The sequence below is a fragment of the Halomonas sp. NPDC076908 genome (assembly GCF_050269715.1).
GTDB lineage: Bacteria > Pseudomonadota > Gammaproteobacteria > Pseudomonadales > Halomonadaceae > Vreelandella.
In genome coordinates, this window is sequence record NZ_JBNNIW010000011.1 from 1 (window position 1) to 23,888 (window position 23,888).

Below are 23,888 nucleotides of genomic sequence, written 5' to 3' on the forward strand. Positions count from 1 at the left end.
TGGTTGATAGGCACGGTGTGGAAGCGCTGCAAGGCGTTGAGCTAACGTGTACTAATGGCCCGTGAGGCTTGACCCTATAACACCCAAGGGGTCTGGTCGTGATGATAACGTAGGTTGAGAGATCAACGAAAAGACGGATACGCAGCGTGTGGCTCAGGCAACAGCCTGGGCGGCAGGCGATGAGACGATCACAAACAGCATGATGTACATTAAAAGTTACGCCTGACGACCATAGCACGCGTGAACCACCTGATCCCATGCCGAACTCAGAAGTGAAACCGCTTAGCGCCGATGGTAGTGTGGGGTCTCCCCATGCGAGAGTAGGTCATCGTCAGGCACTTATTATGAAAAATCCCCCGGGGCTTACGCCTTGGGGGATTTTTTTTGGGCAAAACTAAAACAGGTGCGGCTATCAGGCTAGAAGCTAATTGTAGGAGGGCGCTTTAGCGCGCGAAGGGCGCCGAAGGCGCCCCGATGTTATCGGTTTGGGAGCCTAAGCAGTTGCGAGCTAAAGCTACCTCCCACGGTGCATCAATCAAGCTGGGAGCCAAATCACTTACCCCATGATGCGCTCCAAGCTATCAGTAACTTTTAGGCTTTATCCCTACGATGCTGGCACTGCCCACCCGCCCAGGTTTCATAAATAGCGCGGTCGTCAGCTAGCATCATTAGCGCAAACAACCGCTCTCCAAGCGTCGTGCAATGACTGATACGTCGAGACAGCAGCGATGTTGCCTGGGTGTCAATCACCACAAAGTCAGCTTCAAGGGTTGGCGCCAACTGACCGATATGGCTATCCAGCGAGAGAGCCTTGGCATTGCCCATGGTTAAGCCATAAAACCCCTGCCATGCGGTAAGGGGCTGTCCGCCTAGTTGACCCACTTGATAGGCTGCTTTAAGCGTTCCAAATCCCGATAAATCAGTACCTGCGCCGATATCACTGGCAAAGGTAAATGCCATGCCCGTTTGTTTGGCTGCTTCCCGGTCGAATAACCCGCTACCCAGAAAAAGATTGGAGCTGGGGCAAAAGGCAATATTGGCGCCTCGATCCGCCAAACGCGTGCGCATACCGTTATCAAGATGAATGCCATGGGCGAAGGTGCTACGGGGCCCGACTAAGCCTGCCTCCTCATACACGGCCAGGTAGTCACGGCTGCCTGGGAACAGTTCGGCTACCCAGTCGAGCTCACCGCTGTTTTCAGCCAAGTGTGTCTGTAACCAAAGGCTAGGGTCATTACGTAAGAGGGCGCCGGCAGCGTCCATTTGCGTTTTAGTTGAAGTCGGCGCAAAACGCGGTGTGACGCTATAGCCCAGGCGGCCATTGCCGTGCCAGTCCTCGATCAGTCGTTCGCTGTCAGCAATGCCTGATGCACCGTCCATCAACGCCTCTGGCGCATTACGATCCATCAATACCTTGCCCACCAGCATGCGCAGCTGGCGTTTTTGGCAGGCGGTGAAAAATGCATCTACGGAGCCGGGATGGCTAGAGCCGAATACCTGGGCAGTGGTAGTGCCCGCGCGTAGCATCTCATCCAAAAAAGCGTTAGAAAGCGCTTCAGCATGGGCATGATTAGCAAAGCGACACTCTTCAGGAAAGGTGTAGTCGTTTAGCCAGTCAAGCAGTTGGCGGCCATAAGACGCCATGATATCCAGCTGCACATAGTGCACATGGGTATCGATAAACCCCGGCATAATCAGCTTGTCACGATAATCGAGAACGTCAGCACCTTTGGGTAGTGAAGGTGAGAGTTCGGCGAAATGGCCGACGGCATGAATATGCTGGCCTTTCAACCAGAGCAGTCCGTCGCCGTAATGCTCTAAGCTGCCCGGTTCGGGGGTATTGCCATCGCCAGGGTCACGGGCAAAACTAATCAATTCGGCACGAATAAACGTATCAGCAGAAGAATTCATATTAACTCGGGGTCGTCGGAGAGTCGGTCATTAACGTTCGCAGTGCCTGGGAGTCAAGACCGCGGTTTTCTTGCGAAGAGGGCGTGTCCGTTAGCCAAAGCAGTTCAGCTACCACCGTTAAAGCAATCGCATAGGGCGTTTTATTACTCAGCTTAGTAGCGTGGATGCGCCCGATGGGGCATCGCACCCGCGCGATTTGATCGGCGGAGTAACCATCGCGCTTAAGGCGTCCTTCAAAGCTAGCCCATTTGCTGTCCGAACCAATCAGCCCAATTGATGCGATGTTATCTTGCGCGATCAGCGCTTTGATCAACGCATAGTCTTCATCGTGGTTGTGCGTCAATACCAGCGCGTGGGTACCTGTAGGCAAGGCGGCAACACTTTGCTGTGCATCCTGGAGTGAATAACAGCTAAGTCGCGGCTGCTGCTGTTCAGGAAATGCATCGCTACGGCTATCGTACCAGTTCAACTGCCAGGGCAGCGGCGCACTTAGCTTTACAATTTGCTGCCCTACGTGGCCTGCACCAAAGATCGCAATGTGCGTTGTAGTGCCTGGAAAGGCTTCCAAAAGGATATTAACGAACCCACCACAGCACTGACCGCTTCGTCCGCCCAGAGAGAAGGCTTCCAAGCTGATGCCGTAGCGCTGCTCTGTCAAACAAGCGCGTGCAGCGCTAATGGTTTGCCACTCAAAGGTACCGCCACCTAGCGTATCGAAGATATCATCGTCGGTGATCACCATGCGTGCACCAGGCTCCCGGGGAGTGGAGCCTGCGCTGGTTACCTGAGTTGCTAGCACATGGGGTATGCCGTCGCGCTGTAAGCGGTGTAGCGCCGCATGCCAGCTTTCTGGGTTGTGACTAGAACTCACAGCACTTTCTTCCTGATAGCATTGGCGGCCAGCATGACCCGCTCCGGCGTGGCAGGTGTATCTAAGTGGGGTGAGGTAGCGTAATCAGTCAGGCTTGATAGTGCGTCACGTAGCGCCGACCAGACACAAATGCCCAGCATAAAAGGGGGCTCGCCCACTGCTTTTGAACGGTAGAGACTGGCCATGGAGTTAGGGTGCCCCTCCAGTAGCGCGACATTAAAGATAGGCGGTAGGTCGCCAAAGGTAGGAATTTTATAGGTTGCCGGACCATCGCTGACCAGCACACCTTTGTCGTTCCACTTAAGCTCTTCACTGGTCAACCAGCCCATTCCTTGAATAAAGCCGCCCTCCACCTGGCCAATATCAATGGCGGGATTTAGTGAATCTCCCACGTCATGCAAAATATCGACACGGTCTACCTGGTACTCCCCGCTCAAGGTATCCACGCTCACTTCTGCCACTGCCGCGCCAAAGGCGTAGTAGTAAAATGGCCGACCCTGACCAATAGAGCGATCGTAGTGAATAAGCGGTGTGGCGTAGAAACCTTTTTCAGAAAGAGAAATGCGATTGAGGTAAGCGGTTTGAACTAGCTCGCCCCAGGGAATGCGTCGCTCACTTTCGCCAAGCCCGGCCACCAGCATGCCATCTTCCAAGCGCATGCCTTCACGGTCTAGGCCTGCGGTAAAGTGCTCAGCAGCGAAGTCAAAAAGACGCTCTCGTAGTTTGCTGGCCGCATCGCGGGCTGCCATACCATTTAAATCAGCGCCGCTCGAAGCAGCAGTGGGAGAGGTATTGGGCACTTTATCGGTGCGGGTCGCAGTAATCCGCACATTATCTACATTTAGGCCTAGTTCACGTGCCACCACTTGACAAATTTTAGTGTGCAGGCCTTGACCCATTTCGGTACCGCCATGATTGATCATAACGCTGCCGTCGGTGTAGACATGCAGAAGGGCACCCGCCTGATTCAGGTGCTGGGCAGTAAACGAGATACCAAATTTGACTGGGGTGAGTGCTAGACCTTTTTTAATCACAGCGCTATTGGCGTTATATTGTGTGATGGCTTCACGCCGTTGCCAGTAATTACTGTCGTTTTCTAGCGTTTCAACCAGTGTATGGAGCAACTGTCGTTGGTCGACTTGCTGACCGTAATGGGTGACTTCGCGGCCATCGCGGTAGAAGTTACGTTTACGCACCGTCAGCGGGTCTTCACCAATCTGGCGGGCAATATCATCCATCGCCCCTTCGATAACCATCATGCCCTGAGGACCACCAAAACCACGAAACGCCGTATTGGAAGCAGTATGGGTTTTTGCTCGGTGCCCAATAACCCGGGCATCACCTAATGAGTAGGCGTTGTCAGCATGAAACATGGCGCGATCGACAATGGCATCGGAGAGATCCGGCGAGTAGCCGCAGTCACCGATCACGGTGATCTCACCGCCTTGAATAATGCCCTGGTCATCAATTGCTAACCGGTATCGGTTATAAAAAGGGTGGCGTTTCCCCGTAGCGCGCATATCTTCACTGCGCGGCAAGCGCAAGCTAATTGACTTACCCGTGCGACGCGCGAGAATGGCCGCGATGCATGCCCATGGCGATGCTTGAGTTTCTTTGCCACCGAAACCTCCCCCCATACGTCTTACTTCCACTGTCACCGCATGAAAAGGAATATCCAATACTTCAGCCACTAACTTCTGGGTTTCGCTTGGGTGCTGATTAGAGGTGTGGACGATAACGCCTTCATCCTCGGTAGGATGGACAACGCACGCTTGGCCTTCCAGGTAGAAGTGTTCTTGTCCGCCAACAAATAACTCCCCTTCAATAACCTGTTTCGCTTGAGCAAGCGCCTGTTGCCAATCGCCTCTAATTTGAGTGTGGGATGGGCGGACAAACTCTTCGCGTTCCGCGGCAGTAATAGGATTTAAGCTGGCGGGCTGCTCATCAATCACCACCGTGGCTAGTTTTACAGCGCGGCGAGCCGCCTGCAGTGACGTAGCCGCTACCGCGAATAAGCATTGGCCCGCGTAGCTGATTTCTTGATCGACAAAAATGGGATCGCCAGGAAAAACCGGTCCAATATCGGTATGCCCTGGCACCTCATTGAAGGTGATTACATCGACAATGCCTGCCGCGTGTCGCACCTTCGCAAGATTCAATTGCGTTAAGGTGCCGTGAGCCACAGGAGAAAGGCCCAGCGCCACATGAAGTGCGCCAGCGGGGAGTACTAAGTCATCGATATAGGCGGCCTTGCCGGTAACATGTTTTTCAGCGCTTTCATGGAAGCTCGAACTCCCCGCTTGCCGATGACCGCTGCTATCTACTGTATGACGGGCCAGAGGGGCGGCCCCTTGAATATGATCGTGTAATTCACGGCGGGCGCGACTGCTATCGCCGTCCAGTTTAGTGAGCGTACGCATGGAGCATCACCTCTTGGTCGGGCGTTGAGAGAGAAAGAAAGAGGCGTTCAAGCAGGTTTTTAGCCGCCTGTTGACGATAATGCTGGCTGCCGCGTACATCACTCATGGGCTGGAAATCCTCGTCGAGTGCCTGCTGAGCAGCGCGAAAAGCCTCAGCAGTAATGGGCCTGCCTTCGAGCATTGCCTCAGCAGCCAGAGCGCGTTTGGGTATCGCCGCCATACCGCCGAATGCAATTCGTACATCGCGTAAGTTGCCTTGAATAACGCGGTAACTGAAGGCGCCAAGCACTGCCGAGATATCATCTTCACGACGTTTAGATAATTTCCACACACGCAGCTCGCTGTTTTGAGTCGGTTGCGGCACAAAGATCCGTGAGACGACTTCATCCACGGCTAATACGGTCTGTTTATAATCCAGGAAAAAATTCTCAATCGCTATGCGACGATTGCCCTTTACGCTAGCCAGTTCTACTTGGGCGCCTAACACGAGCAGCACCGGCGGTGTATCACCGATGGGGGAGGCGTTGGCGATATTGCCCCCCAGGGTGCCTTGGTTGCGAATCTGCTGAGAGCCTAGACGATGCAACAGATGGGCGAAAGCAGGGAAGTGCTCCTCAAATAGTGGCTCGAGCTGGGTATAAGTGACCCCCGCGCCTATCCACCAGCCGGATTGTTGCTCCAGTGTTGCTTTTTCGATGGCTAATAGCTCGGCAACGCGTGTTATATCGATTAGTTGGTCTAGGCGCTTTAAACGCTGGGTGCTTTCAAGCCACAAATCAGTTGCGCCTGCGACGAGTCTTGCTTGCGGCGCTTTAAGGCGCAGTTGCGTTAATGCTGCTAGCGAGTCGGGCTGGGCAAAAAAAGTGTCTGTGGCAGCAGGATCAAGAGATTCTGAGTTGCACTCGGAGGCTGGCAATGCAGCGTCATACCATTGTGGTCGCTCAAAGGGTATATCTTGCATGCGCAGCGCTGCATCACGGATAGGGCGATAGCCCGTACAGCGGCATAGGTTGCCCCCCAACGTCGCTTCAAGGCGTTCTGGCGTTAGCGGCGCAGGGCGTTGTATTAGGTCGTTATGCAAGGTAAACAGCGACATAACAATGCCCGGTGTGCAAAAGCCACATTGACTACCATGACACTCAATCATTGCTTCTTGTGCTGGGTGCAAGGGGCTATTTTTTGCCAAACCTTCAACGGTGATTAGATGTCGCCCCTGTAATTGATGGGCTGGGGTAATGCAGGCATTCACGCTGTTAAACGATTGCGCATTGGCTACAGGATCACCAATAGCGACGGTGCATGCGCCACAATCACCTGAAGCGCACCCCTCTTTGGTGCCTGTACGGCCCAAATGCTCACGTAATAGCGTTAAAATACTGGTGTCTGGTGAAGCATTACACCGCTGAGGGGTTCCATTGAGCAGGAACGCAATCGTTGCCATGCCAAACTCCACTGTAATTGTATAGACTCGGCTTGTATTGACCGATCGGTCAATGTTCTTTGAGCTTGGGACAAAATGCGTCACCTTGCAAGTATTTACTCGCTGCACAGTAGTGGGGCAAGCTAGTAAGTAATGCCAACTTTTGGGGCGAAAACACTTTAATTAATTCGTTTCTTCACTCTTCCAAGGAACCCTGTTAATGACCGCCGTTTCAACTTCACATGACAGTCCAAGCCGGGAAAGGATAGAGAAGAGTATTCTAGCTGCCGCTGAACAAGTGTTTTCTCAGCACGGCTACCGCGGGGCTAGCTTGCAAGTGATCGCTGATCGGGCTGGTCTCCCTAAGGCGAATATTCTTTATTATATGGGCAGCAAGCAAGCGCTCTATGTACGGCTGCTTAACCGCATGATGTTCCGATGGAATGAAGTATTAGAAGACATTACCCCTGACAGTGATCCGGCGACGGTATTGAGTGAGTTTATTCGCACCAAGATGGTGCTTGGTCAGCGCTATCCTCAAGGCTCTAAGCTCTTTGCCGCTGAAATTTTAGCGGGAGCGCCGTTCCTAAATGATTATCTAGCCGGTGAATTACGCGACTGGGTAGCCTCTCGTGCTGCAATTATTCGCCAGTGGTCGGCGCAAGGTAAAATGGATGACGTTGATCCGCGCTGGCTGATTTTCCTAATATGGTCTTCCACTCAACACTACACTGAATATAGCGCTCAGGTGAGCGGTATTCTAGGTCGAGATACCTTGAGCGACGATGACCTTGAGTCAATATCGGCATTCCTTGAGCACGTTATTTTAAAAGGCTGTGGCATACCGCAGCCTGTTGTGAAAGCACATCGGCTGGAAAAGTGAACGCTAATGAGTGTGCTTCCGATTGATCAGCATCTTGATCACGTAAAAGATGTCCTGGCCTCACACAACCGTCTTATGCTCATTGCCCAACCGGGGGCGGGTAAGACAACTCGGGTTCCGCTGAGTTTATTGGCGAGCCATTGGGCTGAGGATAAAAAACTGCTGCTGTTAGAACCTCGCCGAGTGGCTGCTCGTTTAGCGGCTACGTTTATGGCTCAGCAGTTGGGGGAGGCCGTGGGTCAGACGGTTGGTTATCGCATGCGTGGTGATAGCTGTACCAGCGCGCAAACCCGTTTAGAAGTCGTGACTCAAGGCGTACTAACGCGGATGCTTCAGAATGATCCGTTGCTTGAAGGCATCGGCGGGATTATTTTCGATGAATTCCACGAGCGAAGTTTAGAAGCCGATGTGGGTTTAGCGCTGGCGTTAGATGTGCAAGCGAGTATTCGTGAGGATTTGCGCCTATTAGTGATGTCAGCAACCTTGGATGTAGAAGCGCTAATGGGCGTGCTTGGTGAGCAGGTACCTATCATCGAGTGCCAAGGCCGCCAATATCCTGTGACGACGTTTTATCGTCCGCCATCACATCAACAGGAGGGGGTTAACCACACGCTACAAGTGATTAACGAAGCACTTTCAATGCCGGATACCCAAGACATACTGGTTATTCTGCCAGGCGTTGCTGAAATAAACCGGTTAGTAGAAGTATTGAAAAAAGGGTTACCCAACCTCGCTATAAGGCCACTACATGGCCGCATGAGCATCTCAGAACAGCAGGCGGCGCTGGCGGCAAATAGCGCACAACAACGGATTATTGTGTCTACTGCTATTACCGAATCGAGTATCACTGTAGAGGGTGTTAATGTAGTGATTGATGGCGGCTTGGAGCGGGTGCCGCTTTTCCAGCCGCGCACAGGGCTTACTCGATTAACCACACGACGCATCAATCGTGCGAGTGCTGATCAGCGCTGCGGGCGTGCCGGTCGACAATACCCTGGCAGTTGTTTTCGTCTATGGGCCCAAGAGCAGACACTAGTGCCCTATGGCGAGCCCGAAATAGTGCAGGCAGATCTTTCAGGCGTGGTTCTTGAGTTGGCGTGCTGGGGCGTGACATCGCCAAATGATCTGGCTTGGGTAACACCTCCTCCTAAAGGTGCATGGCTCAGTGGCCAGTCACTACTGGTGCAATTAGGTGTGTTAGACCAGGATCACAAGCTAACGGCGTTGGGTAGCCGCTGTGCCAAGTGGCCAGTCGCCCCGCGAATAGCGGTGATGCTTGAGCGTGCTGCTGGCCTCAAGGCGTTGCCACTTGCCTGTGGTTTAGCAGCACTGCTTGAGGGCCGCGAGACAACTGAGCGCTCACTGCATGATGCACTAGCCTTAAGGTTTCGCCAGCCTATGCGCTTTCCCATTTGGCAGCAAGAAGCGGTTAGGCTGGCAAAAAGGGCAGGCGTAGTGCTTGATGAGGCTGGCCTGGAGCCTCTTGGATCGCTATTGGCTCTTGCCTACCCTGATCGCATCAGTCAGCAAGTTAGTCCCGGTAAGTTTCGGCTCGCCAATGGCAAAACCGCCACGCTGCCGTCAAGCGACCCTTTAGCCCACCACTCCTATTTAGTTGCCGCTACATTAAACAGTGTTAGCAGTGAACAGGCGCGTATTGTTTCAGCGCAACCATTAACGCTGTCAGAGCTTTTGTCACTCTATCCGGCGATTAAGCAGTGGCAGTCGTGCATAACGTGGTCCCACGAGCAGGGGCGCTTAGTAGGCGAGGAAGTGCAAACGCATCTGGGGTTAGTGATTGCTAGACGACCTTTGGCTAATTTACCTGAGGAAGAGGTGGCCCAGGCGTTAATGAAAGCAATGCGCCAACAGCCTGGCCATCTCTTCGATGACAAGCTGCAGCAGTTGCGAGGAAGAATGGCACTACTGCGTAATAGTCTCGGCGATGAGTGGCCAGACTGGTCATGTGAGGCGCTTTTGGATTCGCTTGAGAATTGGCTAGCGCCCTATTTGCTGGGCATAACCCGCTTGAGCCAAATCGAAAAACTGCCGCTAGAGAGCTATTTACGCAATACATTAAGTTGGGAGCAGCAGAGTGAGTTTGACCAGTTAGCCCCGCTTGCGCTTGATGTCCCTAGTGGTAAGCAAGCCCGCTTGGATTACCTACCTTGCCTTAATGAACAGCCGCCTGTGTTAGCTTTAAAGCTCCAAGAAGCCTTTGGTTGGCAGGTAACCCCCACGATTGCCAAAGGCAGTGTGGTCGTGATGATTCATCTCCTATCGCCTGCGCGTCGACCGCTACAGGTGACACAGGATTTAGTCAGCTTTTGGCAAAATGGCTACCCGGAAGTGCGTAAAGAGATGCGCGGTCGCTACCCAAAACACCCTTGGCCAGAAGACCCATTAACTGCCGTAGCTACTGCTAATGCGAAGCCTCGAGTGCCGAGCAAATAAGATGTTTAACGCGCACGTCGCCATAGTACTTTTTCACACTCAATGACGAGATAGATCCCTATGCTGGTCAGTACAATGACAAGCCAATGAGCAAAGCGTAGCCCTTCACTAGCAAAAATGAGCTGCATAAAAGGTAAATAAGTGAATGCCATTTGTAGCAGCATGACCAAGCCAATCGCTAGCCACACCGGACGGCTACCGAAGATGCCACTTAATGAGCAGGTGCTATTAATCAAAAAGCGACTGTTAATCAAATAAGCAGCGCTTCCTGTTACCAGCATATTAACCGCACCTGCGCGTGCTAACGCAACGCTTTCGCCTTGAGCCAGCAGCCAGGAGAAGATGCCAAAAACGCTGGCAAGCAGCAATACCGATACAAAGACGACCCTCCATAGTAGAAACATGTCCAGCAATGCTGCGTTGGGATCGCGAGGCTTGCGCTGCATCAAATCGGCTTCACCCTGCTCAAAGGCGAGCGCTAAACCAAGTGTAATGGCCACCACCATATTGACCCACAGAGCCTGCAAAGGAGTAACCGGTAGAGTAGAGCCGGTTAGCACAGCCAGCATGATTGCTAGGCCCTGGGCGCCATTTGTCGGCAGTATGAATGTGATGGTTTTACGAATATTGTCGTAAACTTTACGGCCTTCCTGAATAGCATTGACGATGGTGGCAAAGTTGTCATCTGCCAACACCATTTCGGCGGCATCTTTGGCGGCTTGTGTGCCTTGAATACCCATAGCAACCCCCACATCTGCGCGTTTCAATGCAGGCCCATCATTAACTCCATCTCCTGTCATGGCGCATACCCCGCCGCGCGCCTGCATCGCTTTTACAAGCCTCAGTTTGTGTTCAGGTGATGCGCGGGCGAAGACATCAACTTCAATGATGATTTCTTCTAGCTGTTCATCCGACATTGCCTCAATCTCGCGACCAGTGACGGTGCGCTGGGTATTTGAAAAGCCAAGCTGTTTAGCAATCGCAAGGGCGGTGGCCGCATGATCCCCTGTAATCATGACAGGTCGAATGCCTGCAGCTAAGCACTGCTTTACTGATTCAATTGCTTCTTCACGGGGCGGATCAAGCAGGCCGATAATACCCAGTAGGGTTAACCCATCTTGCAACTGCTCATGTTCAAGTGGCTGATCGTCCGTTGCGGTAATTTCAGCAATGGCTAAGACCCTTAAACCACGAGAGGAGAGAGCATCAATACGCTTCTCCCATTCGCTACTCTCCAGTTTCAAAACGCCAGATGCGTCTCTTACTTGGCTACACATTTCTAGTAGCCGATCTGGTGCCCCTTTAATTAATATGCGTCGCTCTCCGTCAATATTGTGAACGGTGGCCATATATTTATGTTCTGATTCAAATGGAATGGCATCTAGGCGAGGATGATGTTGTCGTAATGGCTGAGCATGTATTCCAGCCTTTCCAGCGGCAACGACCAGTGCACCTTCAGTGGGATCACCGTGGATAATGAATGTAGAATTCTGGTGAGCCAGTTCGGCATCGTTGCAAAGGGTTGCAGCGCGCAGGAAGTGAATAAGTTCGATATGCTCATCAGCACTTATGACGTCTTTTTGGTCGGGGTCATTGTCATTGATCAGAGAAAAGTCACCTTCAGGAGCAAAGCCGATACCATCGATCTCGTAACGTGTACTTGCAAGCCAAATAGCCTGCGCCGTCATTTCATTACAGGTCAGCGTGCCGGTTTTATCTGAAAAAATGGTCGAAATAGAACCGAGTGTTTCGACTGCTGGGAGGCGGCGAATAATGGCATTTCGTTTCGCCATACTCTGTACGCCAAGAGCAAGGCCAATCGTTACAATGGCGGGTAGGCCTTCAGGAATAGCTGCTACTGCCAAGCCCACCGCGGCCATAAACATTTCGTCGATAGGCTGACCGTGAATAACGGTGCCCAGTAAGGCGGTAAGTCCAGCAGCGGCTAAAATAAATAGGGCCAACATCCGTCCGGCGCGATCCAACTGGCGCAAAAGTGGTGTTTTGAGCTGTTCAACACCGCGTAATAGCTCAGAAATTTTGCCAATTTCGGTATTACCACCCGTCGCTACCACTAAGCCTTTAGCGGTGCCCTGTACGACAATCGTTCCGGCATAAGCCATTGAGCTGCGCTCAGCAAGGTCGGCTTCTTGTAAAACAGGGGATGTTTGCTTCTCAACAGGAACGGATTCACCGGTAAGCGCTGCTTCATCAGTGCGACAACGTTTTGCTTCAATTAAACGCAAGTCAGCGGGTACTCGATCCCCACTTTCAATCAATACGATATCACCCGGAACCAGCACTTCAGCCGATATTGTACTGCGCTGACTATCGCGAACCACATTAGCTTGAGGAGAGAGCATATTGCGTATGCTTTGCAGTGCTTGTTCAGCTTTGCCCTCCTGTATAAAGCCGATCAGCGCAATGATCATGACGACGCCGAGAATGGCAGTCGCATCTAGTTGATGGCCTAAGAAGAGACTAGCGACCGCGGCCACTACTAAGATCAATATTAGGATATTGTTAAATTGATCTAAGAGGCGCTTGTACCAGAGGCGGCCTTGCTCTTGTTGAATTCTATTGTGGCCGCCTTGCGCTAGACGCTCGATGGCCTCCTTAGCGGATAAGCCATTAACTGTCGTCTCCTGAATAGCTAAAGCGTCATCAACGCTGCGGCTATGCCAGGAAGGATCGAGCGCCTCACTGCGAGAATAAGTCACCATCCGATACCCCGTTGCGGCCATAGAATGACTTCAGCATAGAGGATTTGTGCTGCAGTGCAGTGATCGAGAGCAAGGAAAGGGTGTGAAATTAAAAACTAAACAATAAACTTGTTAACTTCTTAGTCTTTTGCTGGTTCAGGAATCTCGCCAGGAATTCGGTAGCGAACACCCTCTGCTTGTTGCTCTTCATAACGCTTATTTTCATCTTCTGGCACCACGCCCAGCACGGTCTCTTGAGAGCCATCAGGCCAAGTGTAAGTAGTGCAACCTACTAAAAATAATAGTGGAGCGAGTGCTAAAAGAGGGGTCACACGTTTCGTACGGCGCTGCATTAACATATTCACTCCATGTGAGTAGGGCTATCGGTATGAGGAGACTATAGAGTGTCGTTTACCCGCTTGTAAATCGTTAGATTTCCTCCCACAGGCAGCGACGAAATTCATGCGAGAGTTGGGCCACGTTTTCAATACGCTGAAGGTGGGCATCGGTCAGGGTTTGGATCATGTCTTGGTAATACTGATTGAGATCATTGTGCTGAGGTAATCCACCATTTTTTGCAAAACATTGATTTAGCTTTTCACTACTTTCCGCCATTGCTTGAAAGAATTGTGCTTCCATTTCCATGGTTTGTGCCACATTCTCTAACCAAGCTAAGTGTATTTTAGCCAGCGGCAGTGAGCTTTTTAGCCATTGTTCATGCCAACACAAGAGAATCGGCTGACTGGCTTCAGCGACAGGATTGGAAGATATTTTCTCGGGGTAAGCCATGTCACTCTCCTGAGGGTATTGATAGGGCAGAGAAACGGAGACCGCGCACTGTTTTGTAAAATAATTATAGTCAAGCTTGGGGATTTTGACGGTATGGTGAAGGACTAAAGTACTGGTTCCAATGGGAGGCTTTATGTGGTCAATAGTAAGATCAGTTTTGGCTGCCCTGATAGGGGTGCAAAAGAATCAACGCCGTGAAGAGGATTTCACTAGCGGGAGGCCTGCAGCCTTCATTATAACGGGGGTGATCATTACGCTGATGTTTGTGTTGATACTCATGATGCTGGCTAATTATGCGGCTCGCTGAAAAGCGTTGACAGACATAAGTGTTGAAAGAGATGACGGATGGCACATATTTTCTATACTGCTAATATCCCATTAATCCTGACCTAATCTAAAGGCAGGAGATAACAACAATAAAACTGGAGGTTTCTATGCGATCAGCGTGGCGGTGGCTGTTAGCCATTTCCCTTACTGCAAGCATCTCGCAGGCCCAGGCGAACGGTTGGAATATGCCCGTGGGCGTGACGGATGTTAGCGCTGATATCTATGGCCTGCACATGACCATTTTTTGGATATGTGTCGTCATCGGCCTATTGGTTTTTAGCATTATGTTCTATTCGCTGTTTCGGTATCGCCATTCCAAAGGCGCGAAAGCTGCTAATTTTCACGAACACACCAGTGTCGAAGTGTTATGGACAGCTATCCCTATTTTGATATTGGTAGGTATGGCCATTCCAGCGACAGCAACCTTGAAAAATATGTATGACGCCTCAGATGCCGAGCTAGATGTGATGATCACTGGGCAGCAGTGGCGCTGGCGCTACGAATACTTGGGCGAAGATGTCGCGTTTAACTCAAGTATGAGCACACCGCGTGCTCAGATTCGTGGGGAAGAAGAGCGGGGTGAGCATTATCTTTTAGAAGTGGATCAGCCTTTAGTTCTGCCTATCAACCGTAAAGTAAGATTTTTGATGACATCCGATGATGTTATTCATTCCTGGTGGGTGCCTCAACTGGCAGTGAAACAGGACACTATCCCTGGGTTTATCAATGAAAACTGGGTGAAGATAAACGAGCCAGGTATTTATCGGGGGCAGTGCGCTGAGCTATGCGGTATGGATCACGGGTTTATGCCAGTGGTGGTGCATGCATTAGAAGAAGATGAGTTTGATAGCTGGCTTGCAGAGCGTAAAGAGGCGGCTGAAGAAGAGGCCATGGGCGCTGATCGTGAGTGGGAATTAGCTGAATTAATGGAGCGGGGCGAAACGGTGTATCAGGCGATTTGTTCTTCCTGCCATCAAGGCGAAGGGCAAGGCGTTCCTCCTGCTTTTCCAGCCTTAGCCGGTAATCAAGAGTTAATTGATGATCTAGATTGGCATCTTGATAAAGTGCTTAACGGGGTGTCAGGAACCGCAATGCCCGCTTTTCGTAGCACGCTTAATCCGGTTGAAGTGGCTGCCGTCGTAACCTATACACGTAATGCTTGGGGAAATGATACGGGCGATCTTGTACAGCCATCAATGGTGGTAGAGCAAATAGCCCAGTGATCTGCCAATTAATTGGTGACAACAATAATATCTTCGGAGAGTCGCATGGCGCCCAAACTTCCTCCTCATCATAATTTACAGCATAGCTCGACCGCTGTGGCAGATGGTCAAGCTCATCATGCCCATCCCGCGCCCCCTAAAGGGATTTTGCGCTGGTTGCTCACTACCAATCACAAAGAGATTGGTTCGCTGTATCTGATTTTCTCATTAACGATGTTTTTTATTGGCGGGATATTTGCGCTGGTAGTACGCGCAGAGCTTTTTCAGCCAGGACTGCAGCTGGTTAACCCTGAGTTCTTTAATCAGATGACCACAATGCATGGCTTAATTATGGTGTTTGCAGCAGTAATGCCCGCTTTTACCGGTTTGGCTAACTGGATGATCCCACTGCAAATAGGCGCGCCAGACATGGCACTGCCACGGCTGAATAATTTTAGTTTTTGGCTACTGCCGGTAGCATTCACGCTACTGCTTTCTACGTTACTTATGCCTGGAGGAGGGCCCAATTTTGGTTGGACTTTCTACGCACCTCTATCGACGACGTATGCACCGCCGTCTACTACTTTCTTTATTCTAGCGCTGCATATTGCGGGTATCAGTTCCATTCTCGGGGCCATCAACATCATTGCCACTATCTTGAACATGCGTGCACCCGGCATGCGTTTGATGGATATGCCACTGTTTGTATGGACTTGGTTAATCACTGCATTCCTACTAATTGCCGTTATGCCGGTATTAGCGGGTGTAATCACCATGATGTTAATGGATATCAATTTTGGAACTAGTTTTTTTGATGCGGCTGGCGGTGGTGATCCCGTACTGTTTCAACATCTTTTCTGGTTCTTTGGGCACCCTGAAGTCTACATTATGATTTTGCCCGCCTTTGGTATTGTGTCAGCAATTATTCCTACCTTTGCGCGTAAACCTTTGTTTGGTTATGCCTCCATGGTGTATGCCACCGCTGCTATCGCGCTGCTATCGTTTTTAGTCTGGGCTCACCATATGTTTGTTGTCGGCTTGCCGCTAGTGGCTGAGCTGTTTTTTATGTACACCACGATGCTCATTGCGGTGCCCACGGGTGTGAAGGTGTTCAACTGGGTTACTACGCTTTTCCGTGGCTCGATCAGTTTTGAGTCTCCGATGCTGTTTGCCCTTGCCTTTGTGGTGCTATTTACTATCGGTGGGTTTTCCGGGTTAATGCTGGCAATCGCCCCAGCAGACTTTCAGTACCACGACACCTATTTCGTAGTGGCTCACTTTCATTACGTGTTAGTTCCGGGGGCGATCTTTGCCATTATGGCTGGGGTATATTACTGGTTGCCAAAATGGACCGGGCATTATCCTAATGAACGACTGGCTCAATGGCATTTCTGGTTTTCAATCATTGGCGTTAACTTAACGTTCTTCCCGATGCATTTTGCTGGCTTGGCGGGCATGCCTAGGCGTATACCTGACTATGCGCTTCAGTTTGCCGACTTCAATATGCTTTCTAGCATTGGTGCCTTCTTCTTTGGTACGTCTCAATTAATCTTTGTGCTGGTGATTGTATTGTGTGTGCGTGGCGGTAAGAAAGCGCCAGCCAAAGCATGGGAAGGCGCCGAAGATTTAGAGTGGACCGTACCTAGTCCTGCCCCTTTGCATACTTTTGAAACACCACCCGTATTTCACCGTTCATCACATTGAAGAGCGGCAGAATGAACAGACCCATTAGGGGTGGAGGACATTATGCCAAATCGACAGCAGGCTCAAGCGGCAGGTGTTAGGCGCACCGTCATAAGATCATTGGCTGCGCTACTCGGGATGTTCGCATTCGCCTTTGCGTTAGTACCTTTATACGATGTGTTTTGTCGTATTACCGGGATCAACGGCAAAGTGGATGCGACGGCGCAAAGCATAGTTCATGAGGAAGTGGATACCTCGCGCTACGTGAATGTGCAGTTTATTACCCGCGGTAGCGCGGGTTTGCCGTGGCAAATGAGCGTTGAGATGCGTCAAATGAGTGTGCATCCAGGGCAAACTGCAGAAGTGGACTTTACCTTTTCCAACAATAGCCCCAATGAAACTTGGGGCCGTGCTGTGCCTAGCGTGTCTCCTTCAAATGCCACACGGCACCTTAGAAAAGTAAGTTGCTTCTGTTTTGAAGAACAACAGTTGCAAGGTGATGAGCGCCTAACGATTCCGTTAGTGTTTCAATTAGCCCGCGATCTGCCTGAAGAAATTAATACCATTACGCTGGTATATACCCTTTATCCAGTGCAAGAAACACTTCGCCATACTTCGCTTAATGGCACCCGTAATAACAAAAAAGCCGCGAGGGAAACAATATGAGCAGTGGTAGCTATTACGTTCCGGCAACCAGCCGTTGGCCCGTTTTAGGCTCTCTGGCACTGGGCGCCATGATGATTGGCCTCGGCATTAAGCTGGTTTATGACACCGGGCTACCCTTAGTGTTTATAGGGGTAGTCGGCGTGGTGGCCGTGATGGGGCTCTGGTTTCGTGATGTGGTGATTGAGTCTCAGGGCGGTCTTTACGACGCACAAATGGATCGCTCTTTTCGGTGGGGAATGGGGTGGTTCATTTTTTCGGAAGTCATGTTTTTCGCTGCATTTTTTGGCGCGCTCTTTTACATCCGTGTATTTGCTGTACCTTGGCTGGGCGGTGAGGGGGCAAAAGGTGTCTCTGCGCTGTTATGGCCCGATTTTGTCGCGCAGTGGCCTCTTTTAAGTCCGCCGGATGCTTCCATTGCGGGGCCACAGCAAGTGTTTAGCCCATGGCAGCTACCGCTCGTCAATACGCTTATTTTAATCACCTCGAGCATAACGTTAACGATTGCCCATGAGGCATTAAAAGAGGGTCATCGCAAAACGTGTCGCAATTGGTTAACGGGTACGGTGCTGCTGGGTATTTGCTTTATATTTATTCAGGGTGTCGAGTACTACGAAGCCTATGCACACTATGGCATTACTTTAGAAGCAGGTATTTTTGGTGCCACCTTCTTCATCCTGACCGGGTTTCATGGCGTTCATGTGATCATCGGTACGCTCATCCTGGCGATCATATTAATGCGTATTCATAAAGGGCATTTTGCCCATGAAAATCATTTTGGCTTTGAAGCCTCATGCTGGTATTGGCACTTTGTTGATGTGGTATGGGTCGGGCTATTTATCTTTGTGTATGTACTCTAACTTAATTAGCCCAGTTCGCCTGACCAAAAGCCGAAAATGATCAGGGCCATCAGTAAGCAGGCCAGGCCAATACGCCATTTCAGTGAGGTTAACAGTCGGCGGGAGGAGGCTTTGTCGCGCAGTAGAAATCCTGCTCCTACCGCCAAGCTGATGACCATAGCTAAAAAAACCGCGGCAATGAGTAGTTGTAATAACATGATGAAAACCTCTCGTGGGCAAGGACGCTTTTATAGTTGGTGTTTGTTTTGGGTCATGCTGGTGGCATTAGGTGTCTACCTAGGACTATGGCAGTGGGAGCGGGCTGTTGACAAGCGGGCAGCAATAGCAATACGTGAATCGGCTGATGCGTTGATTGAGCCAGTGATACCGCCAGCGCAGGGTGCAACAGTAACTGTACGAGGGGAGTATCTCGCTGATTATACTCTTTACCTGGATAACCGGGTTGTAGCAGGTCGCATTGGAGTCGCTGTTTTAACGCCACTGCGCGATAACCATGGGCAATTATGGTTGATTCAGCGGGGCTTTCTGGAAACGGGCCCCAGTCGAGCGCCACCTTCTGCAACCACACCAGAAGGGCGGGTAGAAATTAAAGGCGAGTGGCAGGCGACCCAAACGGGCGGTCCGCTGTATGGGGACAACCGCGAGGGGGTTAGGCTGCAGCAATTAAGCCTTTCACCGTGGGAGCCTGAGCTAGGGGCGTTCAGTTATGCTGGCTGGGTACATGCCAGTGAAGGTGATGGTGTCTTAACGCAGTGGTGGGAAGCTAATGTTATGCCACCCAGTCGACATATGGGCTATGCATTTCAATGGTGGGGACTGGCACTGGCAGCATTCTTGATAATGTTAATTGGCGGCTATCGATTACGTCGCGATGCCCAATAATAAGGAAAGGGGTTGGAGCATGCACAGTCGTCAACATAGACAGAGACAGCGTCTCAAATTGATACTGATTTTTGCAGTTTTTTCTGCACCGATGGTAGCTGCTTGGGGCATGGTTAAGTGGGGGGTAGGTATTCCTGATCGTCATACTGCCCACGGAGAGGTAAGGCTGCAGCTACCCCCTCTTAATGAGTGGCCCCTAACGGTTGATGCTACCAATAATGATGATGCCTGGACCCTTGCGTTCGACTGCTCCTTGCAGTGCGATGAACGTATGGATGAGCTTTGGCGCCTTCATCGTGCGTTAGGCCGAGAAGCGCCGCGCTTAACCCGGTTACGCATTGGCGGTGACTTTGAAGAGTTGCCTGGTGAAGTGTCTGGACAATGGAGCGAAGTGCCCGATTGGCAAGAAGACAATAGTGTCTGGTTACTTGACCCATTCGGCAGGCCTGCATTGGCGTTTGATGCTAATGTCGCTTCACGAGATATACTTGATGATATTAGGCATTTGTTTAAGGTAAATCCTCTCTAGGTATTGCCGGCACTGATTAGCCGTAAGGAAGCATCATGCAGCACTCCTTTGAACGTCGCTTACTTTGGCTCGTTCGTTTAACGTTGGTAGGTACTCTTTTTACCGCTGTGGTAATGATGGTAGGCGCTTGGACGCGTTTAGTGGACGCTGGATTGGGCTGCCCAGACTGGCCAGGGTGTTACGGGCGTTTGCTAGTGCCTGATAGCGATCACGCTTCGTTACGCCATCCCGATGTTCCACTGGAGCCTTTTAAAGCCTGGGTTGAAATGGTGCATCGCTATATTGCCAGTCTACTAGGGTTAGTAGTGCTGAGTGTCGTTGCACTGGGATGGCCGCTGCGTAAGCATGTTCATTATCCTTGGCGTTTGAGCTTAGCTCTACTAGTCGTTATTTTGCTCCAGGGTGCATTTGGTGCTTTCACCGTGACGCTAAAATTATGGCCACAGGTGGTTACCCTTCACTTGATGGGCGGCCTAAGCGTGTTGCTACTTTTTCTATGGCTGCACCTGCGCCTACGTCATATTTCTCAAGGGCGCTCTACGCAACCAAGAAAGGGAAATGGTTGGTGGGCACTAGCTGGCTTTGTGCTGGTGATTCAGTTGGCGCTGGGTGGTTGGGTATCTAGCAATTATGCAGGTATTGCCTGCCAGGGATTTCCCACCTGTAACACTCAGTGGTGGCCAGAGATGGATTTCTCGGAAGGCTTCCATCTCACTCAAACAGTGGGGCCCAATTACTTGCATGGCCAATTGCACGCCGATGCACGTACAGCGATACAAGTGGCACATCGCTTAGGGGCGCTTATATTGGGCATTGCGCTATTTATGCTGTGGTGGCGCTATCGTGTTCGGCAAGAAGTCAGTAAGTATCTTTTGATAGTACTGGGGCTTTATGGGGTGCAAGCCGCAATAGGAATTGCAAATGTGATACTTTGGCTACCGTTGTGGTTGGCGCTATTACACACCGCCGGAGCAATTGGCTTGTCGTTAGGTTTGGTTTGGGCATGGTGGCATTGGAGATACGGTGAGTCCGTGCCTGTTTCGGTAAACATGGGTAAGCCTGTGATGACTTGAGTAGCACCTTGCATAAGCAGGCTTAATATCCGTGTCTTCGTTATGAATACGTTATAAGTTGCTATTAATAAAAATATTTTAGAAAAAAATTACAAAAACAAATAAAGCAAGAGGAAAGGCTAAGATGCGAAATACCACAATGACACTGCCGACGGCATTACCTAAAGTAATGTGGGGCTGGAAAGAGTTACTGGGGCTTTGCAAAATCAACGTCGTTGCGGTCATGTTGGTGTGTGCGGCGGTTGGCATGGCGCTAGCAACATCAGGTCTGCCGCCATTAAGCAATGTGGTTTATGGCTTAGTTGGTATTGGGTTGGCATCGTGTGGTGCTGCGGCATTTAATCACATCATTGATCGGCGATTAGATGTGTTGATGAGCCGTACTTCGCATCGCCCCATTGCCAGCAAACGGCTACCGGTGAAAATAGCCACCCTTTGGGCAAGCCTATTGTCATTTGCCGGTGTTTTCTTGTTAGCTTGGCAAGTTAATCTCTTGGTGGCTCTATTAACGGCGGCATCTTTAATTGGTTATGCCTTGATTTATACCGCTTTTCTTAAACGTGCGACGCCGCAAAATATTGTGATTGGTGGTGTTGCTGGTGCTGCACCCCCTCTGTTGGGTTGGGTCGCGGTGACCGGGCAAATCACCCCAGAGCCACTGTTATTGATGCTGATTATTTTTGCTTGGACACCGCCGCACTTCTGGGCGTTAGCCATCCATAAATATGATGATTATGCGCGTGCTGGCATTCCCATGTTGCCGGTAACTCACGGCATTCCTTTTACGCGCTTGCAAATTTGGTTGTACGCCTGGCTAACCGTCTTAACCACATTGATGCCCGTGATGATTGGAATGAGCGGGCCACTTTATCTGTTCGTTGTGCTATGCCTTAATATTCGGTTTATATTTTGGAACTGGAAAGTATGGCGTGGACAAGATGCTCAAGCACCGATCAGGGCTTTTTGGTTCTCAATTCGCTATCTTTTGGGAGTGTTTGGAGCATTGTTGTTAGATCATTACGCTCCCGCGCTGGCTTGATAAGCCAATGCTCAAAGCTTAAAAAAACAGCGATAATCCAGCCATTAATACCCCGAAAATTTAATTAATGGCTGAGGTAATCAAGTAAGCGCAGCTTCTCAAAACCTTTCGATACCTTTCTCCGAGCTTTACCTTATCCTCCTTTTGCTGAATCAAGATTTAGTAACGACACTCTGGCCATGGCTGTTTTGCGTTAAAAAACTGGCGCGGTTGAGTCCCCCACAAAACGGCATCTCACATCATGCTAATAGAACTTGCCTCAAGCAGCGGCGGAATGTCCAATACGGTATGACAATGTCCTGAGATTTGTAGTAAGGCATTCAACAATAGATGTGATTAGCCGAAAGGTGGTATAAGGGTGTACAATTTTCGTCAAGTAATTTGTGCGCTTAGCGAGGAGTTTCATGAGCTCAACTGGAGCGATAGTTTTATTAATAGTCGCGGTTGCTGTCATCGTCGGTTTATGCATTTACGCATGGTCTTTGCGTAAAGAAGTCAGTCGCCGAGAAGCTTTTAGACGCGAAGAAGATAAACGAGCTAAGCAAAATAGCCTAGATAACCTAGACTATGTTGCAGCCGCATTAGTGCAGGAGCAGGTGGACATTACCGAAGGTGCATGGCGTTGCAAGGTATTGTTGGAAATCATTGACCCTAACTTAACTGAAAGGGCGGAGTTTCAGGCATTTGCTGAGCACTATCGTCGTACAAAGCACCTTAAAACGCATTCTGCCCGCCAACAGCTGTCGCCGCGTGAACGGATGCTGGAAGATAAAGAGCGCTTAGCTGCCGAAGGTGAGATGCGAAAAGAAGTATTAGAGGCTGCTAAGGCTGTATTAGAATGGCGCGCCCAAGGTCCAAATGCCTTGGATTAGGAATTTTGATGGCTATCAAGCCACAAAAAAGACATAGCAATTTTTTTTGGTGCCCATTGTGCCAATTTTGCTATGCTGAATGATGTCGGTATTGGCAAGAAGTTGATATCTTGGCATTGTTGCCTTCATGCACGTTAGCGTTAATGATAGGCACAACGTTCGACATTCGTTGAGTATGCAAAGTTCAATAATGTCGAGCAGGCGAAAAATGGATGCTCTCGCAATAAGAAGCATTGGATAGATCTGGTCACTTATGGCCATTTCAGCATTGGATCAAGAAGGAGTCTTACATGAAGAAATCAACAACTGGCTTGCTAATCGGTTCTGCACTGGTAGTTGGCCTTTCTGGTTGCGCCAGCTCAGCCTCGCAGTCCTCTGGTCAAGCAAGTGCTAGCAGCAATGCGGGTAAGAGTTGGTATCAGCATCCGGCCGTGTGTGGCTTGGCGGGCGGCTTGATTGGTGGCAGTATTGGTTACGCCACCAGCAGCAGTTCTGATGAAGAGAGCGGTGCTGCTACTGGTGCTGTTGCTGGTGCTGCTATCGGTGGCTTGCTATGTGCTGATCGTACACCTGAGCCGGTTGCTGCTCAGTGCCCGAGCTACGGTGAAGTGCCTGCTGGTGTTGCTGTTGACGCTGAAGGCTGCCCGCTTGATTCTGATGGTGACGGCGTTCCAGACTACCGTGACCAGTGCCCAGGCACGCCTGCAGGCGTAGAAGTCGACGCCAATGGTTGCCCGCTTGATTCTGATAACGACGGTGTGCCGGATTACCGTGATCAGTGCCCGAACACCCCAGCAGGTGTTGAAGTTAATGCACTGGGTTGCCCGGAAAGCCTAGTACTACGTGATGTCAACTTCGAGTTCGATTCTGCTCAGTTGACTGGTCCTGCTCAACAAGTACTCAACGGTGTTGCCGAGCGTCTAGTTAGCAACCCTGATGTACGTGTTAGCATCGAAGGCCACACTGATTCACAAGGTTCTGCAGAGTACAACCAGCGCTTGTCACAAGAGCGCGCGCAGTCTGTTGCTAACTACCTGGCCAGCCGTGGTGTGAGCGCTAACAACATGCGTGCAGTTGGTTATGGTGAAGAGCAGCCGGTCGCTTCTAACGATACCGATGAAGGTCGTGCTCAGAACCGTCGCGTTGAACTGGACGAATGGAACTAAGTTCACTTGGTATCTTTGGTTTAGCTAGCTGTTCATAATATTTAGCGATCATAAACCAAGTAAAGAAACGGGAGGCTTCGGCCTCCCGTTTTTATTTGATAGTGCGATTAACTCTGGTAGTCTTGCCACTGTTTTAGCGTTG

Annotated in this window: 21 protein-coding genes and 1 rRNA gene; 14 read left to right on the top strand and 8 right to left on the bottom strand. The window is 50.6% G+C overall.

Annotation, left to right across the window (positions count from 1 at the left end; genetic code table 11):
• The first annotated feature begins 221 nt into the window (after positions 1-221).
• Positions 222-337, top strand: a 5S ribosomal RNA gene (rrf, locus tag ACQKE4_RS08240).
• Positions 338-591: 254 nt separating this feature from the next.
• On the opposite strand, the gene guaD is transcribed toward rrf, so the two are convergent.
• Genes guaD through xdhA form a run of 4 tightly spaced genes read right to left on the bottom strand, consistent with a single transcriptional unit; the run spans position 592 to position 6,643 of the window.
• Positions 592-1,911, bottom strand: a complete 1,320-nt coding sequence (gene guaD, locus ACQKE4_RS08245) for a guanine deaminase (protein WP_427387784.1) — start codon at positions 1,909-1,911, stop codon at positions 592-594.
• A 1-nt stretch (position 1,912) separates the two neighbouring features.
• Positions 1,913-2,782: a xanthine dehydrogenase accessory protein XdhC gene (gene xdhC, locus ACQKE4_RS08250; RefSeq protein WP_427387785.1), complete on the bottom strand. Its 870-nt coding sequence runs from the start codon at positions 2,780-2,782 to the stop codon at positions 1,913-1,915.
• Entirely contained in the window at positions 2,779-5,202 is a 2,424-nt protein-coding gene (xdhB, locus tag ACQKE4_RS08255; RefSeq protein WP_427387786.1) for a xanthine dehydrogenase molybdopterin binding subunit, read from the bottom strand. The genes xdhC and xdhB overlap by 4 nt, the downstream gene beginning before the upstream one ends.
• Positions 5,186-6,643 (bottom strand): xanthine dehydrogenase small subunit, encoded by a 1,458-nt coding sequence (xdhA, locus tag ACQKE4_RS08260; RefSeq protein WP_427387787.1) that lies wholly within the window; start codon positions 6,641-6,643, stop codon positions 5,186-5,188. The genes xdhB and xdhA overlap by 17 nt, the downstream gene beginning before the upstream one ends.
• A 199-nt stretch (positions 6,644-6,842) precedes the next feature.
• On the opposite strand from xdhA, the gene ACQKE4_RS08265 reads away from it, so the two are divergent.
• Both ACQKE4_RS08265 and hrpB read left to right on the top strand, forming a co-directional pair.
• Entirely contained in the window at positions 6,843-7,505 is a 663-nt protein-coding gene (locus tag ACQKE4_RS08265; RefSeq protein ID WP_427387788.1) for a TetR family transcriptional regulator C-terminal domain-containing protein, read from the top strand.
• A 6-nt stretch (positions 7,506-7,511) separates the two neighbouring features.
• A complete protein-coding gene (gene hrpB / locus ACQKE4_RS08270; protein ID WP_427387789.1) occupies positions 7,512-9,959 on the top strand; it encodes an ATP-dependent helicase HrpB in 2,448 nt (815 codons plus the stop codon).
• Positions 9,960-9,964: 5 nt separating this feature from the next.
• On the opposite strand, the gene ACQKE4_RS08275 is transcribed toward hrpB, so the two are convergent.
• The 3 genes from ACQKE4_RS08275 to ACQKE4_RS08285 form a co-directional block, all read right to left on the bottom strand.
• Positions 9,965-12,682 (bottom strand): cation-translocating P-type ATPase, encoded by a 2,718-nt coding sequence (locus ACQKE4_RS08275; RefSeq protein ID WP_427387790.1) that lies wholly within the window; start codon positions 12,680-12,682, stop codon positions 9,965-9,967.
• 119 nt (positions 12,683-12,801) lie between these two features.
• Positions 12,802-13,014, bottom strand: a complete 213-nt coding sequence (locus ACQKE4_RS08280) for a hypothetical protein (RefSeq protein ID WP_427387791.1) — start codon at positions 13,012-13,014, stop codon at positions 12,802-12,804.
• 76 nt (positions 13,015-13,090) lie between these two features.
• Positions 13,091-13,450: a hypothetical protein gene (locus tag ACQKE4_RS08285; protein WP_427387792.1), complete on the bottom strand. Its 360-nt coding sequence runs from the start codon at positions 13,448-13,450 to the stop codon at positions 13,091-13,093.
• A 133-nt stretch (positions 13,451-13,583) separates the two neighbouring features.
• Here ACQKE4_RS08285 and ACQKE4_RS08290 point away from each other — a divergent pair, with 133 nt between their 5' ends.
• From ACQKE4_RS08290 to ACQKE4_RS08310, 5 genes are all read left to right on the top strand, one after another.
• Positions 13,584-13,757, top strand: a complete 174-nt coding sequence (locus ACQKE4_RS08290; RefSeq protein ID WP_427387794.1) for a DUF2970 domain-containing protein — start codon at positions 13,584-13,586, stop codon at positions 13,755-13,757.
• Between the two features lie 127 nt (positions 13,758-13,884).
• Positions 13,885-15,000 carry a cytochrome c oxidase subunit II gene (coxB, locus tag ACQKE4_RS08295; protein ID WP_427387795.1) on the top strand — a complete coding sequence of 372 codons (1,116 nt, stop codon included), beginning with the start codon at positions 13,885-13,887 and terminating at the stop codon, positions 14,998-15,000.
• A gap of 45 nt (positions 15,001-15,045) precedes the next feature.
• Positions 15,046-16,683 carry a cytochrome c oxidase subunit I gene (ctaD, locus tag ACQKE4_RS08300; RefSeq protein WP_427387796.1) on the top strand — a complete coding sequence of 546 codons (1,638 nt, stop codon included), beginning with the start codon at positions 15,046-15,048 and terminating at the stop codon, positions 16,681-16,683.
• A gap of 42 nt (positions 16,684-16,725) precedes the next feature.
• Positions 16,726-17,328: a cytochrome c oxidase assembly protein gene (locus ACQKE4_RS08305; RefSeq protein ID WP_427387797.1), complete on the top strand. Its 603-nt coding sequence runs from the start codon at positions 16,726-16,728 to the stop codon at positions 17,326-17,328.
• Positions 17,325-18,185 (top strand): cytochrome c oxidase subunit 3, encoded by an 861-nt coding sequence (locus ACQKE4_RS08310; protein WP_427387798.1) that lies wholly within the window; start codon positions 17,325-17,327, stop codon positions 18,183-18,185. The genes ACQKE4_RS08305 and ACQKE4_RS08310 overlap by 4 nt, the downstream gene beginning before the upstream one ends.
• 5 nt (positions 18,186-18,190) lie before the next feature.
• Here the strand turns inward: ACQKE4_RS08310 and ACQKE4_RS08315 are convergent, their stop codons facing one another.
• A complete protein-coding gene (locus ACQKE4_RS08315) occupies positions 18,191-18,382 on the bottom strand; it encodes a DUF2909 domain-containing protein (protein ID WP_427387799.1) in 192 nt (63 codons plus the stop codon).
• On the opposite strand from ACQKE4_RS08315, the gene ACQKE4_RS08320 reads away from it, so the two are divergent.
• The 6 genes from ACQKE4_RS08320 (at position 18,381) to ACQKE4_RS08345 (ending at position 23,746) form a co-directional block, all read left to right on the top strand.
• Positions 18,381-19,067 carry an SURF1 family protein gene (locus tag ACQKE4_RS08320; RefSeq protein WP_427387800.1) on the top strand — a complete coding sequence of 229 codons (687 nt, stop codon included), beginning with the start codon at positions 18,381-18,383 and terminating at the stop codon, positions 19,065-19,067. The genes ACQKE4_RS08315 and ACQKE4_RS08320 overlap by 2 nt on opposite strands.
• Positions 19,068-19,086: 19 nt before the next feature.
• Complete coding sequence (locus ACQKE4_RS08325; protein WP_427387801.1) at positions 19,087-19,596, top strand: hypothetical protein; 510 nt, start codon at positions 19,087-19,089, stop codon at positions 19,594-19,596.
• A gap of 35 nt (positions 19,597-19,631) precedes the next feature.
• Entirely contained in the window at positions 19,632-20,669 is a 1,038-nt protein-coding gene (locus ACQKE4_RS08330; protein ID WP_427387802.1) for a COX15/CtaA family protein, read from the top strand.
• A 124-nt stretch (positions 20,670-20,793) separates the two neighbouring features.
• Entirely contained in the window at positions 20,794-21,708 is a 915-nt protein-coding gene (gene cyoE / locus ACQKE4_RS08335) for a heme o synthase (RefSeq protein ID WP_427387803.1), read from the top strand.
• A 404-nt stretch (positions 21,709-22,112) separates the two neighbouring features.
• Positions 22,113-22,580: a DUF2489 domain-containing protein gene (locus tag ACQKE4_RS08340; RefSeq protein WP_427387804.1), complete on the top strand. Its 468-nt coding sequence runs from the start codon at positions 22,113-22,115 to the stop codon at positions 22,578-22,580.
• Between the two features lie 290 nt (positions 22,581-22,870).
• Entirely contained in the window at positions 22,871-23,746 is an 876-nt protein-coding gene (locus tag ACQKE4_RS08345; RefSeq protein WP_427387805.1) for an OmpA family protein, read from the top strand.
• The last annotated feature ends 142 nt before the right edge of the window (positions 23,747-23,888 follow it).

Excerpts from the sequence above, each read along its gene's own strand:
- guaD (WP_427387784.1), bottom strand. The coding sequence starts at position 1,911 with ATGAATTCTTCTGCTGATACGTTTATTCGTGCCGAATTGATTAGTTTT.
- xdhB (WP_427387786.1), bottom strand. The coding sequence starts at position 5,202 with ATGCGTACGCTCACTAAACTGGACGGCGATAGCAGTCGCGCCCGCCGT.
- xdhA (WP_427387787.1), bottom strand. The coding sequence starts at position 6,643 with ATGGCAACGATTGCGTTCCTGCTCAATGGAACCCCTCAGCGGTGTAAT.
- ACQKE4_RS08265 (WP_427387788.1), top strand. The coding sequence starts at position 6,843 with ATGACCGCCGTTTCAACTTCACATGACAGTCCAAGCCGGGAAAGGATA.
- hrpB (WP_427387789.1), top strand. The coding sequence starts at position 7,512 with ATGAGTGTGCTTCCGATTGATCAGCATCTTGATCACGTAAAAGATGTC.
- ACQKE4_RS08275 (WP_427387790.1), bottom strand. The coding sequence starts at position 12,682 with ATGGTGACTTATTCTCGCAGTGAGGCGCTCGATCCTTCCTGGCATAGC.
- ACQKE4_RS08280 (WP_427387791.1), bottom strand. The coding sequence starts at position 13,014 with ATGCAGCGCCGTACGAAACGTGTGACCCCTCTTTTAGCACTCGCTCCA.
- ACQKE4_RS08285 (WP_427387792.1), bottom strand. The coding sequence starts at position 13,450 with ATGGCTTACCCCGAGAAAATATCTTCCAATCCTGTCGCTGAAGCCAGT.
- ACQKE4_RS08290 (WP_427387794.1), top strand. The coding sequence starts at position 13,584 with ATGTGGTCAATAGTAAGATCAGTTTTGGCTGCCCTGATAGGGGTGCAA.
- coxB (WP_427387795.1), top strand. The coding sequence starts at position 13,885 with ATGCGATCAGCGTGGCGGTGGCTGTTAGCCATTTCCCTTACTGCAAGC.
- ctaD (WP_427387796.1), top strand. The coding sequence starts at position 15,046 with ATGGCGCCCAAACTTCCTCCTCATCATAATTTACAGCATAGCTCGACC.
- ACQKE4_RS08305 (WP_427387797.1), top strand. The coding sequence starts at position 16,726 with ATGCCAAATCGACAGCAGGCTCAAGCGGCAGGTGTTAGGCGCACCGTC.
- ACQKE4_RS08310 (WP_427387798.1), top strand. The coding sequence starts at position 17,325 with ATGAGCAGTGGTAGCTATTACGTTCCGGCAACCAGCCGTTGGCCCGTT.
- ACQKE4_RS08320 (WP_427387800.1), top strand. The coding sequence starts at position 18,381 with ATGATGAAAACCTCTCGTGGGCAAGGACGCTTTTATAGTTGGTGTTTG.
- ACQKE4_RS08315 (WP_427387799.1), bottom strand. The coding sequence starts at position 18,382 with ATGTTATTACAACTACTCATTGCCGCGGTTTTTTTAGCTATGGTCATC.
- ACQKE4_RS08325 (WP_427387801.1), top strand. The coding sequence starts at position 19,087 with ATGCACAGTCGTCAACATAGACAGAGACAGCGTCTCAAATTGATACTG.
- ACQKE4_RS08330 (WP_427387802.1), top strand. The coding sequence starts at position 19,632 with ATGCAGCACTCCTTTGAACGTCGCTTACTTTGGCTCGTTCGTTTAACG.
- cyoE (WP_427387803.1), top strand. The coding sequence starts at position 20,794 with ATGCGAAATACCACAATGACACTGCCGACGGCATTACCTAAAGTAATG.
- ACQKE4_RS08340 (WP_427387804.1), top strand. The coding sequence starts at position 22,113 with ATGAGCTCAACTGGAGCGATAGTTTTATTAATAGTCGCGGTTGCTGTC.
- ACQKE4_RS08345 (WP_427387805.1), top strand. The coding sequence starts at position 22,871 with ATGAAGAAATCAACAACTGGCTTGCTAATCGGTTCTGCACTGGTAGTT.